Source organism: Pseudomonas chlororaphis subsp. chlororaphis (assembly GCF_003945765.1).
Lineage (GTDB): Bacteria > Pseudomonadota > Gammaproteobacteria > Pseudomonadales > Pseudomonadaceae > Aquipseudomonas > Aquipseudomonas chlororaphis.
Genome location: NZ_CP027712.1, coordinates 4,153,745 through 4,169,792, shown reverse-complemented (window position 1 = coordinate 4,169,792; position 16,048 = coordinate 4,153,745). Strand labels below are relative to the sequence as shown.

13 protein-coding genes, 1 tRNA gene and 1 pseudogene are annotated in these 16,048 nt (G+C 57.4%); 10 read left to right on the top strand and 5 right to left on the bottom strand.

The annotated features are described in order from the left end of the window. Positions 1-87: 87 nt before the first annotated feature. The 4 genes from gacA to C4K27_RS18835 all read left to right on the top strand — a co-directional run bounded on the left by gacA (position 88) and on the right by C4K27_RS18835 (position 3,817). The gene (gene gacA / locus C4K27_RS18855) at positions 88-729 is read left to right on the top strand and encodes a response regulator transcription factor GacA (RefSeq protein WP_081002316.1); all 642 of its coding nucleotides are present in this window, start codon (positions 88-90) and stop codon (positions 727-729) included. 2 nt (positions 730-731) lie between these two features. Continuing rightward, positions 732-2,555 carry an excinuclease ABC subunit UvrC gene (gene uvrC / locus C4K27_RS18850; RefSeq protein WP_009044408.1) on the top strand — a complete coding sequence of 608 codons (1,824 nt, stop codon included), beginning with the start codon at positions 732-734 and terminating at the stop codon, positions 2,553-2,555. Between the two features lie 562 nt (positions 2,556-3,117). Continuing rightward, complete coding sequence (gene pgsA, locus C4K27_RS18840; RefSeq protein ID WP_053261704.1) at positions 3,118-3,678, top strand: CDP-diacylglycerol--glycerol-3-phosphate 3-phosphatidyltransferase; 561 nt, start codon at positions 3,118-3,120, stop codon at positions 3,676-3,678. A gap of 63 nt (positions 3,679-3,741) precedes the next feature. After that, positions 3,742-3,817: transfer RNA gene (locus C4K27_RS18835), tRNA-Gly, on the top strand. 131 nt (positions 3,818-3,948) lie between these two features. On the opposite strand, the pseudogene C4K27_RS31770 reads toward C4K27_RS18835, so the two are convergent. The 5 genes and pseudogenes from C4K27_RS31770 to C4K27_RS18810 form a co-directional block, all read right to left on the bottom strand. Then, positions 3,949-4,146, bottom strand: a pseudogene (locus tag C4K27_RS31770) (IS3 family transposase); the annotation flags it as partial. 254 nt (positions 4,147-4,400) lie between these two features. Further along, positions 4,401-4,970 (bottom strand): hypothetical protein, encoded by a 570-nt coding sequence (locus C4K27_RS18825; RefSeq protein WP_009044406.1) that lies wholly within the window; start codon positions 4,968-4,970, stop codon positions 4,401-4,403. A gap of 11 nt (positions 4,971-4,981) precedes the next feature. Further along, positions 4,982-7,183 (bottom strand): xanthine dehydrogenase family protein molybdopterin-binding subunit, encoded by a 2,202-nt coding sequence (locus tag C4K27_RS18820; protein ID WP_081002315.1) that lies wholly within the window; start codon positions 7,181-7,183, stop codon positions 4,982-4,984. Next, positions 7,180-7,638, bottom strand: a complete 459-nt coding sequence (locus tag C4K27_RS18815) for a (2Fe-2S)-binding protein (RefSeq protein ID WP_081002314.1) — start codon at positions 7,636-7,638, stop codon at positions 7,180-7,182. The genes C4K27_RS18820 and C4K27_RS18815 overlap by 4 nt, the downstream gene beginning before the upstream one ends. 971 nt (positions 7,639-8,609) lie before the next feature. Beyond that, the gene (locus C4K27_RS18810; RefSeq protein WP_053261702.1) at positions 8,610-9,233 is read right to left on the bottom strand and encodes a YdcF family protein; all 624 of its coding nucleotides are present in this window, start codon (positions 9,231-9,233) and stop codon (positions 8,610-8,612) included. 408 nt (positions 9,234-9,641) lie between these two features. On the opposite strand from C4K27_RS18810, the gene C4K27_RS31495 reads away from it, so the two are divergent. From C4K27_RS31495 to C4K27_RS18780, 6 genes are all read left to right on the top strand, one after another. Next, the gene (locus C4K27_RS31495; protein WP_238437491.1) at positions 9,642-10,232 is read left to right on the top strand and encodes a hypothetical protein; all 591 of its coding nucleotides are present in this window, start codon (positions 9,642-9,644) and stop codon (positions 10,230-10,232) included. Between the two features lie 27 nt (positions 10,233-10,259). After that, complete coding sequence (locus C4K27_RS18800; RefSeq protein WP_053261701.1) at positions 10,260-12,014, top strand: monovalent cation:proton antiporter-2 (CPA2) family protein; 1,755 nt, start codon at positions 10,260-10,262, stop codon at positions 12,012-12,014. Further along, positions 12,011-12,568 (top strand): DUF924 family protein, encoded by a 558-nt coding sequence (locus C4K27_RS18795; protein ID WP_081002313.1) that lies wholly within the window; start codon positions 12,011-12,013, stop codon positions 12,566-12,568. Before C4K27_RS18800 ends, C4K27_RS18795 begins: the two co-directional genes overlap by 4 nt. Positions 12,569-12,576: 8 nt before the next feature. After that, a complete protein-coding gene (locus C4K27_RS18790) occupies positions 12,577-13,494 on the top strand; it encodes a LysR family transcriptional regulator (protein WP_053261699.1) in 918 nt (305 codons plus the stop codon). A gap of 644 nt (positions 13,495-14,138) precedes the next feature. Continuing rightward, a complete protein-coding gene (locus tag C4K27_RS18785; protein WP_053261698.1) occupies positions 14,139-14,888 on the top strand; it encodes a glucose 1-dehydrogenase in 750 nt (249 codons plus the stop codon). Positions 14,889-14,944: 56 nt separating this feature from the next. Beyond that, positions 14,945-15,958: an alcohol dehydrogenase catalytic domain-containing protein gene (locus tag C4K27_RS18780; RefSeq protein WP_081002312.1), complete on the top strand. Its 1,014-nt coding sequence runs from the start codon at positions 14,945-14,947 to the stop codon at positions 15,956-15,958. Positions 15,959-16,048: the final 90 nt, after the last annotated feature.

The window sequence follows — 16,048 nt, the reverse complement described above, 5'->3', positions numbered from 1 at the left end:
TTTATATGGTGTTTGTCATTAGGTCAGCACGCTGCTTTTTTGCTAAGGTGTCCGGCAACCTATAAGACCAAATCGCGAGGTGTCTGCTTGATTAGGGTGCTAGTAGTCGATGACCATGATCTCGTTCATACAGGTATTACACGAATGCTGGCTGACATCGATGGCCTGCAAGTGGTCGGTCAGGCCGAATCAGGGGAGGAATCCCTGCTCAAGGCCCGGGAATTGAAACCCGATGTGGTCCTCATGGACGTCAAGATGCCCGGGATCGGCGGTCTTGAAGCCACGCGCAAGTTATTGCGCAGTCACCCGGATATCAAAGTCGTGGCCGTCACCGTGTGTGAAGAAGATCCGTTCCCGACCCGCTTGCTGCAAGCCGGTGCGGCGGGTTACCTGACCAAGGGCGCGGGTCTCAACGAAATGGTGCAGGCCATCCGCCTGGTGTTTGCCGGCCAGCGTTACATCAGCCCGCAGATTGCCCAGCAACTGGTGTTCAAGTCATTCCAGCCGTCCAGTGATTCACCGTTCGACGCCTTGTCGGAGCGCGAGATCCAGATTGCGCTGATGATTGTCGGCTGCCAGAAAGTGCAGATCATCTCCGACAAGTTGTGCCTGTCTCCGAAAACCGTGAATACCTACCGTTACCGTATCTTCGAGAAGCTCTCGATCAGCAGTGATGTCGAACTGACGTTGCTGGCGGTTCGCCACGGCATGGTCGATGCCAGCGCCTGACAATGACCGACCCGTTTGATCCCAGTGCTTTTCTTTCCACCTGCAGTGGCCGTCCTGGCGTGTATCGCATGTTCGACGGCGATGCACGTCTGCTTTACGTCGGTAAAGCCAAGAACCTGAAGAGCCGCCTGGCCAGCTACTTTCGCAAGACCGGCCTGGCGCCGAAGACCGCTGCCCTGGTGGGGCGCATCGCGCAGATCGAAACCACCATCACCGCCAACGAAACCGAAGCCCTGCTGCTGGAGCAGACGCTGATCAAGGAATGGCGGCCGCCGTACAACATCCTGTTGCGCGACGATAAGTCCTATCCCTATGTGTTTCTGTCGGACGGCGAGTTTCCGCGTTTCAGCATCCATCGCGGGGCGAAGAAGCAAAAGGGCAAGTACTTCGGGCCGTACCCCAGCGCCGGGGCGATTCGCGAGAGCCTGAGCCTGCTGCAAAAGACCTTCATGGTCCGCCAGTGCGAGGACAGCTACTACAAGAACCGCACCCGGCCGTGCCTGCAATATCAGATCAAGCGCTGCAAGGCGCCGTGCGTCGGCCTGGTGGAGGCCGAGGTGTATGCCGAGGATGTGCGCCACTCGGTGATGTTCCTCGAAGGCCGCAGCAATGCCCTGACCGACGAACTGTCGGCGGGCATGGAGCAGGCGGCCAGCACCCTGGACTTCGAGAAGGCCGCCGAGCTGCGCGACCAGATTTCCCTGCTGCGGCGGGTGCAGGACCAGCAGAGCATGGAAGGCGGCAGCGGCGACGTCGATGTGGTGGCGGCTTTCGTCAACCCGGGCGGCGCCTGTGTGCACCTGATCAGCGTGCGTGGCGGCCGGGTGCTGGGCAGCAAGAACTTCTTTCCCCAGGTGGGTATCGAGGAAGAGGTGGCCGAGGTCATGTCGGCATTCCTTGGCCAGTACTTTCTCAGCAGCCCGGAGCGCGACCTGCCCAGCGAGCTGATCGTCAACGTGGTCCATGAAGATTTCCCGACCCTGATCACCGCGATCCAGGCCTTGCGCGGTCGCGAGCTGAGCATCAGCCACCGGGTGCGCGGCACGCGGGCGCGCTGGCAGCAGCTGGCGGTGACCAACGCCGAGCAGGCCCTGAGCGCGCGGCTGGCCAATCGGCAGCATGTGGCCGCACGTTTCGAAGCCCTGGCCGAAGTGCTGAACCTGGACGAGCCGCCGCAACGCCTGGAGTGTTACGACATCAGTCACTCCAGCGGCGAGGCGACCGTGGCGTCCTGCGTGGTATTTGGCCCGGAAGGTCCGCTGAAGTCCGATTACCGGCGCTACAACATCGAAGGCGTCACCGCCGGCGACGACTATGCGGCGATGCACCAGGCCCTGACCCGGCGCTTCAGCAAACTCAAGGACGGTGAGGGCAAGCTGCCGGACATCCTGTTGGTGGACGGCGGCAAGGGCCAGCTGTCCATGGCCCGCGACGTGCTCAACGAGCTGGCGGTGCCCGACCTGATCCTCTTGGGGGTGGCCAAGGGCGCGACGCGCAAGGCCGGCTTCGAGACCCTCTACCTCAACGATGCGGCCCATGAGTTCACCCTCAAGGGCGACTCACCGGCGCTGCACCTGATCCAGCAGATCCGCGACGAGGCTCACCGTTTCGCCATCACCGGCCACCGCGCGCGTCGCGGCAAGACCCGCCGCACTTCGACCCTCGAAGGCGTGGCCGGCGTCGGCCCCAAGCGCCGCCGCGACCTGCTGAAACACTTTGGCGGATTGCAGGAACTGTCTCGCGCCAGCATCGAGGAGATCGCCAAGGCGCCGGGGATCAGTAAAAAGCTCGCTGAACTGATTTATGCGAACTTGCATAGTGAGTAGGGGAGAGCTCAGGGCCTGAAAGGGTCAGGCTGACCGGGGCACTGTTTCAGGCGGGCAATAACATCAGGGGCTGTTTTAGTGATGTCGATCTTAGCGCTCCCATCAAGGTAAATGCCCATTGTTCTCCACCGTTTTGGCGTGATGTAGATGCACCGGGCCGGGGGCGTATCGGCCCACCAATCGGGGGGAAATGTGCCCTGTATCATAGGTTGTCTCACCCGGTATCAAGTCTCTTAGGGTTTTTGATGACGCGCCAAGTGTCTGATCCGATTTGCCCTACACCAGCACCGTCCAATAAGACACTCTCAGAAAGCCCACTTGGAGTGGGCCCAAGACAACACCGCCGAAGGTGTCACCCGACCCGGTGATGATTGTCCCGCCGTGGCTGGTCGGGCTGCCCAGGTGAGCCATGGGACGACCATTCAGTTGCTCTTTCGAGGCGCTCAAAGTCTTGGAACAGTGTTAGACACGCTGTGCGAGAAGCCCGTAGAATGGCCGTGCCTACCTCATCTGCTGTCTTTTTCGAGTAGATTGCCAACTCACCTCGTAGCCAGTTGTGCCGATGAATATCCCTAATCTGATCACCGTTCTACGCGTTCTGCTCATCCCAATCTTCATTTTGCTGTTTTACCTGCCTTACTCCTGGAGCTACATCGCTGCCAGTTCTGTCTTCGCGTTCGCTGCGGCCACCGACTGGCTCGATGGTTACCTGGCGCGCCGCCTGGAGCAAAGCACGCCGTTCGGGGCCTTCCTCGATCCGGTGGCCGACAAATTGATGGTGGCGGTGGCCCTGGTGCTGCTGGTGCAAGAGCACGGCAACCTGTGGCTGACCCTGCCGGCGGCGGTGATCATCGGACGTGAAATCGTCGTCTCCGCCCTCCGCGAGTGGATGGCCGAACTGGGTGCCCGCGCCCAGGTGGCGGTGTCCAACATGGGCAAATGGAAAACCGCCGCGCAGATGCTGGCGCTGGTGATCCTGCTGGCCAACCCGCCGGCCTTCACCTTCTGGGTGCTGCTGGGTTATGCCTTGCTGCTGATCGCGGGAGGCCTGACCCTGTGGTCCATGCTGCAGTACCTGCGCGCCGCTTGGCCGCATCTGAAGACCGATGTGGAAAAGAAATAAAACTTTTTTGAATCAAGGGGTTGACGCAGTTTCGAATTTCTATAGAATGCACACCACCAAGACGCGGGAATAGCTCAGTTGGTAGAGCACGACCTTGCCAAGGTCGGGGTCGCGAGTTCGAGTCTCGTTTCCCGCTCCAATTATTGTTCTACAGGCTTCTATTGAAGTCTGCAGAAACTGAAAATAAGAGGCTTCGGCCTCTTTTTTCGTTCCAGTAAGTTCTTCTCGAAAGTACTAGCAGCCACGATTTTTTAGTACATTAATCCGGCGCTTTGACCCCTGATCCGAGTGAAACAGTAGGTCCTGCGGATCCAGCACAACCGCCAGATAGTGTCATTTATCCTGGGCCAAGATGTAAGTGATGTCCCCGCACCACACCTGGTTGGGTGCCGGCACATCGAACTCCCGACTCAAAATGTTCGGGATATCCAACCATTCGGCCGTCGCTCTTTTGGTTAACGGAGTACCGCAGTCAATCACACAGACCACGCGGCGGGTATGGATATGGATCTCGCTATGCTCGATTGAGACCTCAACCGCCTAGGCGCAAAGCTGCCAAAGGGCTGATGCCAATACCCTGGCCTTGACCCGTTGCTGCCTTGCGGTCCTATTCGACGCGTTCAGCGGCGAGGTTAGCTCTCCAGCGCAGCATGCCTTGAGTCGCAGACGTCGATAGGCCAATGACGTTAACCAGCAGCGTCGTCATGTGTTGATCGTCACGCTCAGCGTGCCGCTGCTTGCTCGTCCGGGCATGGCATCCCAGCCTTGGCCCAGAGCTCCAATCGCTCGATAAACTGATCGTGTGTGATGCTTGGCGTGGATCGACCAGCACCGGGATCCCAAGCCCATAGCACCAGCGGATCAGTTCTCATATGTTCGATGACTTCTTCGGGTGTTTTACGATTGCCATTGCGTTTGGGGTCCTGCATTTGATGGCATATCTGCGCACTGGTCAGCCCCTCCCAGACCATAGGCAACGGTGGCATATGCCACCCGCGAGCACCTGGCACCTTGCCGTCGGCGGTGTTCTTCTCTTGATGGCAGGCAATACATTGCATCGTGGGTGCTCCCAGACCTGCCGTGCCACGCACTACATTCTGGATATGAGCAATCATCGAATCTTTTTGGGTCGGCCGTGCACTCTGATGGCAGTTCATACAGCGGGGGCTTTGTAAGACGCTCACGACTGGATCGAACAATTGATAAGCGTTGGGCTCCTGAGCCTGTGCGTCGAATGACATAATACTCAGCGCGGCAGACAGCCGCAGAATCGTCGCTCTTGTGATGTACATGTCAGGTTACCTTAGACAACACGAAAGGAATGGCGTAGCGGTAGCGATCGTACTGGCTGCCCGGTCGCCCATAGGATTGCGTTGGCCAGCGCTGGAGCCACGCCAGCAACGCCAGGCTCCCCAGCGCCACCGGGAGACTCGGCGCTTTCTACTACCATCGTTTCGATCTGCGGCATCTGACTCATGCGGACGACTGGATAGTCATCGTAGTTGCCCTGCTGTACCTCGCCTTTGTTCAGGGTAATTTCGCCATACAGCGCTGACGAGAGACCAAAAGCAATGCTCGACTCCATCTGCGCCTTGACCAGGTCGGGATTAACCGCCACGCCGCAGTCAATGACGGAGTACACCTTATGCACGGTAAGCGTTTGATCAGTCGCGACGCTAGCCTCGACCACGGTCCCTACAAAACTACCGTATGACTCGTGGACCACAATGCCTCGGAATACGCCTGCTTTCGGTTGCGTCGACCAATTGGCCAACTTGGCCACTGCATCGAGTGTGGCAAGGTGACGCGGCTTTTCTTGCAGCAGTTCACGACGCATTTGGTAAGGATCCTTGCCTATCCCATGCGCAATCTCTTCAAGAAAGTGCTCAACGGCGAAGGCTGTATGCGAGTGCCCCACTGAGCGCATCCACAATACGGGAACCTGGAAGCGTGGCGTGTGCAAGTCGACTCGCAGATTCGGGATGGCGTAAGGAATATCTTCAGCTCCTTCAACCGAGAGCGAGTCAATGCCGTTTTTGACAATGAAGCGTTCCATCACTGTGCCCGTACCGATCGACTGCACGGCGATACGGTTGGTCCAAGAGGTAATAGTGCCCTGAGAGTCAAGAGTCGCACTGAGCCGATGGTAGGCACTGGGACGATAATAACCGCCCTGGATATCTTGATCGCGTGTCCAGATCATCTTGACCGGCCGACGAACTGCCTTGGCGATGTGCGCGGCCGCGATGATGACGTCGAAACCGAGCGAAGAGCGTCGACCAAATCCACCGCCGGTCAACAGGGTATGGAGTTTTACCTGCTCCGGTTTCAGCCCAAGTACCGAGGCCGCCGCATGTTGGTCACCTTCGGGCCATTGCGTGCTCATCCATACTTCAGCAGTGTTTCCTCCGCGATAATCGATGGTGGCATTGAGTGGCTCCATCGGCGCGTGGGTGAGGTAAGGAAACCAGTAGTCGGCGGTGAATGTTTTCGCGGCGCTCCGTTGTGCCAATTCTATATCGCCAGTGCTACGTGCCACCGTTCCTTCAAGTGACATCAGATGACGATACATAATGCGCTGTTCATCCGTCGAAACGCGCTCGCCAATCACATCGCTATACATCAGAACGAGGGCATCACGAGCTCGCTTTGCCGACCAGAAATCCTTGGCCACCACAGCGACCCCCTGCGGCGTTTCATAGACACCGACGACATTGGGCATAGCCTTGGCCACTGTGGCGTCGACATGGGAGATTTTGCCACCGAAAAGCGGCGGGCGCGCGAGCACCGCGATGAGCATGCCAGGTACATAGGCATCCATGCCAAACTTGCCCGAACCGTCGACCTTGGTCATGGCGTCGATACGGCGGAGTGGTTTGCCGATGATCTTGAAGTTCTTCGGGTCCTTGAGCTTTGGATTTGCTGGCGGCTCAATACCCACGGCATCGACTGCTAGCTCACCGTAAGTGGCGCTACGATCGCTCGCGTCGTGGATCACGCGGCCGGTGTCGGTACGCAGTGATGACACATCGACGTGCCAGCGCTTTGCGGCGGCAGCTAGCATCACTTCGCGGACAGCGGCACCGGCTTTACGCTGAGGCTCGTATTGGGCGATTGTCGTCAGGCTGCCACCCGTAAGTTGCTGATGCATTAGAGGGTTCTGATAGGCGGGTGCCGTGGGTGCCTGCTCCCAACGCACACGTTGCCAATCAGCGTCCATTTCCTCGGCAACCAGCATTGGGATTATGGTTGTGACGCCTTGCCCCATTTCGGTATGACCCACAATTACCGTGATCCAGTTGTCAGCAGTGATACGTACAAAAGCATTAGGCTGCACAGTTTTATGGGGCATCTGTACAGGGGTACCTGCCATCACTTCGGGTAAATGAAAACCCACCATGATCCCGCCACTGGCAATTGCGCTTAATTGAAGAAAATGTCGCCGACTAAGGCCTGTGACTGAGGCAGAGTGCTTCGTTTCAAAGGTATCCAGAATGCGCTTCATGCCAGGCTCTCCGCAATCTGGTGAATGGCTGCCCGAATACGCGGGTACATCCCACATCGACAGATGTTGCCTGACATGGCCTGATCAATATCAGGGTCGGTGGGCTTCGGTATTTGTGTAAGTAATGCCACCGCGGCCATTACTTGACCCGATTGACAGTAACCGCATTGGGGGACATTGAGGTCCGTCCATGCCTTCTGCACACGCTTGCCAATATTAGAACTCCCCATCGCTTCGATGGTGGTGATGGACCTGCCTGTCACAACTTCGGCAGGCGTCACGCAGGATCTAACGGGTATGCCATCGAGAAGCACGGTGCAGGCACCGCACAGCGCCGCACCGCAACCAAACTTGGTTCCCGTGAGTTGCAAGTCTTCACGTAATGCCCATAAAAGAGGACGACCATTCGAGGCGTCAACTTCTCGCCAATCTCCATTAACTTTAATCTTAGCCATGATATTCCCTCTTTATTGGACGGAAAAATATGGAGCAATCTCACCTACGGCTGTAGCGATGATGCCGGTGGCAAGAGTGGCGCGGATATAGTAGAAGTAGGCACCCTACGGCCTGGTTTCTCGAGCGGGTAACGTGGTGGTATTAAAGCCAAGCATGTGCCTGCAACTCGGAATCAACGGGTGATGACCAGGTAACTGTAAGACAATAGACGTGCCTACAAAGCGCCAAAGCATGAGGTGACGATAGAGCAGGTATTGCCTGGGATACCTCTTCGGCATCCAAGGTTTTGATACTCAACAAATAGTCGTACCTGGATCGCTTTTACTCGATGCACTGTTGCAGTGAATCACTAGTGTGCTTCCCTGTTGTGCCAAGTCGCGAGGAATCAATCCACCTGTTTTCTGCTCCCCTGTCGATGAAAATAATTTCACTTTTGATCGAGTAGCCTGCTACATGGCCTGCTCCTGGTGGCAGGAGATATCGCTTACTTTAAAACGTTCGAATTTAAAAATAAGCTAGCCATTTATGGATAGACAATCCTTGATTTCTGAACAATGAAAGTATGCCTCCGAACATCCGGTCCCGCACACTTAAACCGGCTCCCATCTATGAGGGGAGCGACTTGGCAATATCACTTGCCCGCTGGATCGACATGAGGGGTAATGGGTTAAACGATTTTAATAAGTTCGTAGCATTTGAGACTGTAATCCAGCGCTTTGCTAATAACCGAGCCGCCGTGTACGAGCTGGCTCTGGGCGATCATCCAGGCATGCAAGAGGTCCATCACTGGCACGACCTTATCGTCACTACCAACTTGACCTTCCTATCTTGCAGGAAGTTGCGAGGGTGTTCTCCGCCGCGGACTGCGTCTTTTCAGAACGTCGTGCTGCCTGCACGCCAGTCGGTGATGCCAAGATGTCGACAAGTATTTCTGTCAGATGACGGAACCCGGCTCTGTTGTCGGCGGATTCTATTTCGCTGGATCGATGCGATCCAGGCTTGAACCAGGAATTTCTGGATACGGCCCAAGCTCTTCAAGCTCCCGCAGGAGTCCGCTGTCGATGTAGCCAGGAATCTTTCGATACTCACCCAGCACTCGCGCGTAGAACTCAGGGTCTTGATGCCAACTGGATTTGTCGACGCAGAAATAATTGATCCACCGCGCACTTATCGAGGGTTCGGGCCAGTGGCGCCGCAGCGTCATCAGGTATCGCCGCGCCGAGCAAACCTTGCCGACGACAAGGACGCTGCGCCACTCTTCGGGAGCAAGTTGCGATTGCGCCAGCGCACGCGCAAAGCGAACGTTCTCGCCGGTGTTCGTGGCTGTGGGCTCTATGAGGAGGGCGGTCTCCGGAATGCCGAGTTCCATCAGCCGGCTCGCGATGACGCGCGCCTCGATGGTGGAGAACTCTCCAGTTTGGCCGCCCGAGACGATAGCCCGCAGAAACATCTGAGCGTGCCACAGGGTAGCGATCTCCGCGCAGAACTCTTCAACGCCGTGCCGCGTGCCAAAGATCAATGCCAGATCGGAACGGGTGGCCGGTATCTCCGGCATTACGTAGTCACCGATCGCCTGCAGCTCTTCGTTCGTCATCAGATCACCTTGTGCAAGGAGGGTCGAATTCGAGAATGCGGATTATACGAGGAAGGGCGTAGCTTGGTTGTCATCCCGAAAGCGTCCTCCATTGCCAAAATGGAATCTGGATCGGCGAGTACAGCATGTCACCGCTGATTACTGTGCGCAGTGGCGGGCACGGTGGCCGATAGCCAAACAGAAAAATGCTCGATGACATATGGCTGACATCAAGCTGTTGTCTTTTATGAAAAAGGCAGTTTGAACTGGGCGGAATTTTGGGATTGTCTATCCAGATTGGGCGAGTTTATCTGTCAGTCCCTCTTACCTAGACTTCAACGCTATCCAGCAGGCAGGGCGGATATTTCCCATGGTCGCCATTCTGTCACTGGAGCAATTGTATTTCTCGCCGGTAGTGAGGCCAGGGTCTTGGGTGGTCTGCTTGCACGCGACCTGAACCAGATGGTTTCGCTGACTGCAACAGAGCTGTACGCCTATGGGTCTGTCGTCGCGGTTCCTGCGGTAGGGCACAGTCTTGCAGGGGGGCGATTCTACGCGAAGCGCCGCAGCTCCCTTTCGATTGCCCATGCAGGACAGCGCACCCGATGCATGGGCGGTGTGTGGCTTCTCAACATCGGTATTTTCGCCTGTGCCCGCGAGGCGCAACAGCGTTTTTTTGCTTATTGCGCGAGGCTTGTCGGGGCAGGGCGTTTTGCCCAGCCTGACGTTGCGCGAACCAGGAGGTTGGACATGCATGTACTGATGGTCATGGCGGGAGGTCTGCTCCTTCTGTTGGTGTTTATTCTGTTCGGCTGGCTTTGGGGCGGGGACAGCCTGGGCATGGCACTGGCGACCAAGGCCTTTGTCCCTTTCTGGCTGCTGATGGCAGGCATCAATATGTGGGTGGGTGTCACCTACGCGGGGTATAGCGTGCGCCAAGAGTTACCTATCCTGTTGCTGGTCTTCGCCATGCCTACCCTGGCCGCGGGCATTGCTCTCTGGCAGTTCGCCCGTGCCTGACATGCCTTGGATACGGGAGATTCATTTATGTCGGTAGAGGGCAGCGCGGGTGATCTGGTCAAGGTCGTGACCTTACTGGGGGCGGCGGTGGTGGCAGTGCCCCTGTTCAAACGCCTGGGCCTGGGCTCCGTACTGGGCTATCTGGCGGCGGGGCTGGTGATCGGTCCCTTCGGGCTGGGCCTGTTCAACGACCCGCAGACCATCTTGCACACCGCCGAGTTAGGGGTGGTGATGTTTCTCTTTGTCATCGGGCTGGAAATGCGCCCCTCTCATCTGTGGAGCATGCGGCGCGACATCTTCGGCCTGGGCAGTCTGCAGACACTGACCTGCGGTGTGTTGCTGACCGGGGTAGGGTTGGCGTTCGGTTTTCCGCTGGCGGTGTCTTTCGTCAGCGCGATGGGATTTGTGCTCACGTCCACCGCCATCGTCATGCAGTTGTTGGGCGAGCGTGGCGACATTGCCGCGGCACGCGGGCAGAAAATCGTGGCGATACTGCTTTTCGAAGACCTGTTGATCGTACCGCTGTTGGCGCTGGTGGCGTTTATCGCCCCTCTCGATCCTTCTGCGCCGGTTGCCGACTCGCGCTGGGCCAGTATCGGCATCGCGGCAGGTTCACTCGCGGCGCTGGTCGCCGTGGGGACCTGGCTGCTCAACCCGTTGTTTTACATCCTGGCCAACTCCAGGGCGCGCGAGGTGATGACCGCGGCCGCATTGCTGGTGGTGCTGGGCGCGGCACTGTTGATGCAACTGGGCGGTCTGTCCATGGCCATGGGGGCCTTCCTCGCCGGGGTGCTGTTGTCGGAGTCGACTTTCCGTCACCAGCTCGAGGCGGATATCGAACCCTTCCGTGGTTTGCTGCTGGGGCTGTTCTTCCTGGGCGTCGGGATGTCGCTGGACTTGACGGTGGTCGCACGCAATTGGCCGCTCATCGTCGCCGGCGTGCTGGCGATGATGGCCGTCAAGTCACTGTGTATCTACAGCCTGGCGCGGTTGACGAGGAGTTCCCACGCCGATGCCATGGACCGGGCCGTGCTGATGGCCCAGGGCGGTGAGTTCGCCTTTGTGCTCTTTGGCGCCGCCTTGGCCAGTGGGGTGATAGCCCCGCAGGTCAACGCCAACATGACTGCCGTGGTCGTGCTCTCCATGGCTCTGACGCCGTTGGTGGTCATCGTCTACCGGCGTTGGGGACCCAAGCACGGAGCCTCCCTGGAAGGCACGCAGGCGCCGGAGAATCTGGCCGGCAGCGTGCTGATCATCGGCTTTGGCCGTTTTGGGCAGATCGTGAGTCAGCATGTGCTGGCGATGGGCGCCGATATCTCCATCATCGACAACCAGCCTCAGGTTATACGCGACGCCAAGGATTTCGGCTTCAAGGTGTACTACGGCGACGGCACCTACCCCGACATATTGCATGCCGCCGGGGCGCACCACGCCCGCGCCATCCTGGTATGCGTCGACGACCGCAAGGCCGCCACGCGAATCGTCGAGTATGCCAAGACCCGGTTCCCCCATGCCCGTGTGCTGGCACGCGCACTCGACCGGGAGCACGCTATCGAACTGATCAACGCCGATGTGGATTACCAGATCCGCGTCACCTTCGAGTCGGCCATGACCTTTGGGCAAGAGGCATCGAAGGTGCTGGGCGCGACACCCGATGGGGCCGAGGAGATTGCCGCCGATCTACGCCGCAAGGACGCCGAGCGTCTGGCGCTGGAGGTAGCGGGTGGCATTTATGCCGGCAAGTCCATGATCCTGGGCAATGCGGTCGCCAAGGACCGATGATCATGGCCTCTATCATCGACACGCAGGCAACTGCCGTCGTCCGGTTCTGGCGGGAGGCGGGCGCCAATCAGTGGTTCGCCAAGGACCCAGCGTTCGACCGACGCTTTCGCGAGCGTTTTCTCGACCTGCATCGGTCGGTGGTTCGCGGTGAACGCGACGCTTGGCTGGATACCCCCGAGGGCGCGCTGGCGCTGCTGATCCTGCTCGACCAGTTTCCGCGCAACGCCTTTCGTGGCACCGCGGACATGTACGCAACGGACACCCTGGCCCGACATGTCGCCCGCCTGGCGCAGGCAGCGGGGTATATGGAGGCGGTCGATGCTGACCTGAGGCTGTTCTTCTGCCTGCCCTTTGCCCATTCCGAGGACCTCGTCGACCAGGACTTTTCGGTCCTGCTCAATACTCGATTGGGGCAACCCTGGCTCGCCCATGCCGAAGGGCATCGGGACGTCATCCGCCGATTTGCTCGTTTCCCCCATCGCAATCGGCTGCTCGGACGCGAGAGTACGCCTGAGGAAAAGCGTTTTCTGGAGGAGGGGGGCTTCGCCGGTTAGGCATTATTATGGACAAGCTTATCCAGTACCGTATTTTCATTCAGGTCTCCGAAATGGGCAGCTTCATCAAGGCGGCCCACATGCTCGAATTGCCGCGGGCTTCGGTATCTGCCGCTATTCAGGAGTTGGAGACAGATCTGGGCGTACGGCTATTGCATCGAACGACACGACGGGTGCAATTGACCGCCGATGGCACTCAGTTGCTGGAGCGGGTACGACGGCTACTGGCGGATGCTGACGACATCCAGCGGCTGTTTCAGCTGCATCAACACCAGGTCTCTGGACGCTTGAACATCAATGTTCCCAGCCGTATCGCCCGAAGGCTGATCGCACCGGCCCTGCCGACTCTCAAGCGCAGCTATCCAGAACTGCAGCTCGCCTTGGGCTCCACAGATCGCGCTATCGATCTGGTGCAGGAAGGGGTCGACTGCGTCGTCCGCGTTGGCCATCTGCTCGACAGCAGTCTGTTCGCCCGGACGATCGGGCATATCGCGCTGATCAACTGTGCCTCTGTTGATTATCTTCGCCAGCATGGCACCCCGAAGGAGCCGGGAGACCTGACACATGGGCATTTCTCGGTAGGGTATGCCTCGCCGAATAACGGTCGTGAGTTACCTTGGGAGTATGTAAGCGATGGCAAGACCCATGAGGTGGCAGTACCCAGCTGGGTGATCGTCAATAATGCCGAGAGCTATATCGCCTGCTGCATGGCGGGAATGGGGTTGATTCAGATCCCCCGGTTCGATGTGCAACACCTGCTCGATTCCAGGCAACTGGTGGAAGTCATGCCCGAGTTTCGGGCCGCGTCGATGCCTGTCTCGCTGCTGTACCCACATCGACGCCAACGCTCGCGTCGGCTCAATGCGTTCATCGAATGGTTTGAGGTGTTGATGCTGTCATCTCTTGAGTCTCCGGATTCGCTCTGATCCGCTCATGTTCGTTCAGCATCCGCCACTCGCGGCGCGGACTTTGCCTCGGCCTTGATCAGATTGGGCGGAATGAAGTTACTGGCCACCTCCACGTTATAACTATGGCCGGTCATCAGCTTGATCTCCAGTACTTCGCCAATGTCGGAGGCGCTATGCAAGGGCGCAATATTTGTATCGAAGTTGAAGTCCTGGAGGGTGGTCGGACCGATGTGGTCGTCTCATCTATATATGTGCAGGAGGAGTGTCAGTCGCTGTGGCCGTTATCCAGACCGATAGACACTTGCTGATTCTGATGTTCAGAGACGAACAGTAACAAACACGGAGAGGTTTGCCACTTCGAATAAAGCGATCTATCAACCAGCCTATCAAGTTGAGGTCATAGAACTTGACGCCTCGAAGCCAGAAACGGTTGCCAAGCTGTACAAGCAGTATCCGCAAGGGATTGGACGTGTTTCCTGGATTGTTTGTCTGGATTTTATGGGCTTTCCATTGAGGTCCGATTAATTACACTTAATCTTCAGACATAGAGGACTATCTAGCTGTAAACAGGATGACCTTGATCGACGACTTCGTCGAATACACTCACATACCCCACGCCTCCAGTTTTATTCAACGCAGTTAATTAACAGGAGTATGCAGTCATGAGTTTGCAAGGAAAAGTTGCAATAGTCACGGGATCGTCCAAGGGGCTCGGGCGCGCCATTGTGCTACGCCTGGCCGAACGCGGTGCCAATGTCGTGATCAATTACTCGAGAGACAAAGCACCTGCTGATGAAGTAGTGGCTGCGGCGATAGCTGAAGGTGTCAAGGCGATCAGCGTACAAGCAGATGTGTCCAACGTTGTTGAAATTGAAGCGTTGTTTCAGGCCGGGCTCAGGACATTCGGCAAAATCGATATTGTCGTGGCCAACGCGGGCATAGAAAAGGTCAACATTCAGGTGGTCGACGTGACCGAGGAGGACTTTGATCTACTCTTTCGCGTTAATACCAAGGGTCCCTACTTCGTCATGCAGGCTGCAGCTCGCCACATCGCTGATGGCGGCCGAATCATCAATATTGCCTCCAGCTCGACATCGCGCCCGCAACCAGGACTTGGTCTTTACGGGACTAGCAAATCCGCGCCGAAATATCTCGTGCGGGTGTTAGCCCAGGAAATCGGTCATCGCAAAGTCACCGTCAATTCACTTGTCCCTGGCCCGATCGACGGCGCCGGCATCTTCACCGGAGTCGGTGACGACGATCCTTACAAAAAGAGTTTGCTCGAGACGATCCCGATTGGGAGGCTCGCAAAGGCACAAGATGTCGCTGATATCGCGGAATTTCTCGCCAGCGACCAATCGTTCTTCATTACCGGTGAAGAAATTCTGATGAATGGCGGCTCAAGCAACTGAATCGGGCAAACGAAACCGCATCCGGTTTCTATTGCCCTCTAATTGGGAGGTGTGTAATGACTGAGACAATGCTAATGAAGGCGGTACAGGCCGTAGAGGTAGGGGGAACTTTCGTCGTGTCCCAGGTTCCCGTACCCGTACCTGGTCCACGACAGGTTAGGGTCAAAGTACATGCGTGTGGCGTCTGTGCTGGGGAAAATATTGCTCGAATGGGCATGCTGGGTGTGACTTATCCCCGAGTACCTGGGCATGAAGTGGCCGGTGAGATCGACTCGGTAGGCGCCGAGGTGACGACCTGGAAACCTGGAGACCGTGTGGGAGTTGGCTGGCACGGGGGGAGTTGTTCTAACTGTGAGTATTGCCGTCAGGGCGACTTCACCAACTGCACCGACCGTATGATCGTGGGGGCGAGTTACGATGGAGGGTATGCCGAATATATGGTGGTACCGCAAGATGCTCTAGCGCGGATTCCCAATGTGCTGTCTTTTGCGGAGGCTGCTCCGCTGATGTGTGCGGGTATTACAACATTCAACGCGTTACGTCATTCTGGCGCTCGTCCGGGCGATACGGTTGCGATTCATGGCGTGGGAGGGTTAGGCCATCTTGCCGTTCAGTTTGCGAATAAAATGGGGTTCCGCACGGTAGCGGTGAGCCGTGGTCGCGCCAAGGAAGCCCTGGCCCGCAAGCTTGGAGCTGACGAATACATCGACAGTACTGAGGGGAGTGCAGGGGAGGCCCTCGCACGTTTAGGTGGAGCGACAGTAGTGCTCTCAACGGTAGGATCAGGCGCAGCACAGGTGGATCTGACCTTGGGTCTCAAGCCTAATGGTCGTCTTGTGTTTGTAGCGACCGACCATCAGCCTCTGGGTGTTTCCCCTGACTTACTGGTATTTGGTCGGCGTAGTATCGCTGGTTGGTATAGTGGCAATGCCAAAGACAGCGAGGAAACTATGGCGTTTGCGGCGCTCAAGGGGGTGCGGGCAATGATTGAAACCTATCCGCTTGAAGACGCAGAGGAAGTCTTCCTGAATATGAGCAAAGCGAAATTTCGTTCGGTGCTTACGATTTAACGCATTGTGTAGAAGTGCGGGTCTGATCTGACAGTTGCCAGGTTCTTCAGTTCTGACTGTCAGATCGATCCTCAATCGACCCCAAGTTGA